General features: G+C 60.9%; 2 protein-coding genes. One reads left to right on the forward strand and one right to left on the reverse strand.

Going from position 1 to position 2,164, the window contains the following annotated elements; genetic code table 11:
* Positions 1 to 234 (reverse strand): hypothetical protein (locus tag WAQ08_RS19340; RefSeq protein ID WP_422193917.1); only part of this gene is annotated, 234 nt, incomplete at its 3' end.
* A 47-nt stretch (positions 235 to 281) separates the two neighbouring features.
* Between WAQ08_RS19340 and WAQ08_RS19345 the strand changes: the two genes are divergently transcribed.
* A complete protein-coding gene (locus WAQ08_RS19345) occupies positions 282 to 1,973 on the forward strand; it encodes an IS1634 family transposase (RefSeq protein WP_422193918.1) in 1,692 nt (563 codons plus the stop codon).
* Positions 1,974 to 2,164 lie beyond the last annotated feature (191 nt).

Raw genomic sequence — 2,164 nt, forward strand, 5'->3', positions numbered from 1 at the left:
CCCATGTGGATTCGACACTTTCCGCAGCCGTTCGTATTGAAAAAAACAGTGCTCCCGAACGTCCAGTGCAGCGCCCCATGCCTTGATGTGATGAACGAGCAACGCATGGGACAGGTTGATAGCACCCCCGAGTTCGACACCAAAATGCCGATTTCGCATTTTTGGTGAAGCCGCTTCCATGTGAATCAACGACTTATGCACATTTTTGCGGAAGTTTTGTAGTGGCAACTTCATGAATGCTTTGTAGTGGCGCAATTGGGGTGTTGCGCTATACTTGCGGCATGTTCATCAAGCTCACCCGCTCCAAAAGCCGCACCTACGCCCAGTTGGTCGAGTCCTTCCGTGACGAGCAAGGTCAGCCTCGCCAGCGCACGGTGGCCACTCTGGGTCGCGTTGATGAGGACGGCGGCACGGTCGATGCCGTGCTGCGCACCTTGCTTCGTGCCAAGGGTCGCAGCGGCGTGGACATCACCACGCCCCAGGTGCGCTTTGAATCGGCCTTGACGCTCGGTGATGTCTGGGCTCTCGATCAACTCTGGCGTGAACTGGGCTTTGACGCCCTGGCGGCGGTCTTCCGGCGTGCACGCTACACCACCCCCATCGAGCAGGCCATCCGTGTCATGGTCTTCAACCGCCTGTGCGATGCCGACTCCAAGCTGGGCACCCTGCGCTGGCTGCAAACCGTGAGCATGCCGGGAGTTGATGCCGACAAGCTCAGCCACCAGCAACTGCTGCGCAGCATGGATGCGCTCATGGACCACCAGGTCGCCGTCAATGACACGGTGGCCCATCTGCTGCGCCCATTGATCGATGAAGAACTCTCGGTTGTCTTCTACGACCTGACCACCATCCGCGCTGAAGGCTTGAGTGAGCAAGGTGGCGATGTGCGCCGCTTTGGCATGTCCAAGGAGGGGTTGATCGCCCGTCAGTTCATGCTGGGTGTGGTGCAAACAGCCGATGGCATGCCCATCCACCATGAGGTCTTTGCTGGCAACACGGCGGAGGCGCCCACGCTGCTACCCATGCTGGGCACCTTGCTCAAACGGTATCCGCACATCCGCCGTCTGGTCATCGTGGCCGACCGAGGCCTGCTGTCGCTGGACAATGTGGCCGCCCTGTCTGAGTTGAAGCTGCCCAGCGGCCAGCCGATGGAGTTCATCCTGGCGGTGCCGGGGCGGCGTTATAGCGAGTTCGCCGAAGTCCTGCAGGCCATGCAGGCCAAGATGGCCGACGCATCGTGTGAGGTCATTGAGGAAACCCGCTGGGGTGAGCATCGACTGGTGATCGCCCACGACCCCGTCACCGCGCAGGAGCAATCGGCCCAGCGGCAAGGCAAGATCGACGCATTGCACGTACGCGCTGCCGAACTGGCGGGCAAGCTCGATGCGCAAGACGATGGCGTGATGCGCCGCGGTCGCAAGCTCTCCGACAGTGGTGCCAAGGCGCGCTTCTTCCACGAGGTCAGCGACGCTCACCTCAGCCGCATCATCAAGGTCGACCTGCAGTCCGACGTGTTCACCTATGCGCTCGATACGCAGGCCCTGCAGCGTGCCGCACTCATGGACGGCAAGCTGATGCTGGTGACCAACGTGGCCGATCTCAGTGCCACCGAGGTCGTGCAGCGCTACAAGGCCTTGGCCGATATCGAGCGGGGCTTCAAGGTGCTCAAGTCCGAGATCGAGATCGCCCCCGTCTTCCACCGTCTGCCCGAGCGCATCAAGGCCCACGCCAGCATCTGCTTCATGGCGCTGATCCTGTACCGGGTCATGCGCCAGCGCCTCAAACTCGCTGGCAGCCCGCTGAGCCCCGAAGCCGCGCTGGCCAGTCTGCGGCGCATTCAACGCCACAGCGTCAGCATCGACAACGGCGCACCTGTCTCAGGCATCTCCAGCATCAACCAAGATCAGGCCGCCACCATGGCCGCCTTGAAGGTCAAAAAGCTCAGCAACGAACTCCAGTTACCCCTCCTGTAGTGGCACGCTGACTAGGTCAACCTAGTCAAATCAACCACTTACAGCATTTGGTGTCGAACTCGGGAGCACCCTTGCGCTGGTTGCCGTGTTAACCGCGCCTAATGCCAACGCGGATCGAATTGATGTGATCGCGGCCTGGTTGCTGATGGTTGACGGCATGCGTCTGGATGTGAAGCCAGAATATTGGGGGC

The sequence above is a fragment of the Aquabacterium sp. genome (genome assembly GCF_049274795.1).
GTDB lineage: Bacteria > Pseudomonadota > Gammaproteobacteria > Burkholderiales > Burkholderiaceae_C > Aquabacterium.

Coding starts and splice junctions, on each gene's coding strand:
- WAQ08_RS19345 (WP_422193918.1), top strand. CDS start 282: ATGTTCATCAAGCTCACCCGCTCCAAAAGCCGCACCTACGCCCAGTTG.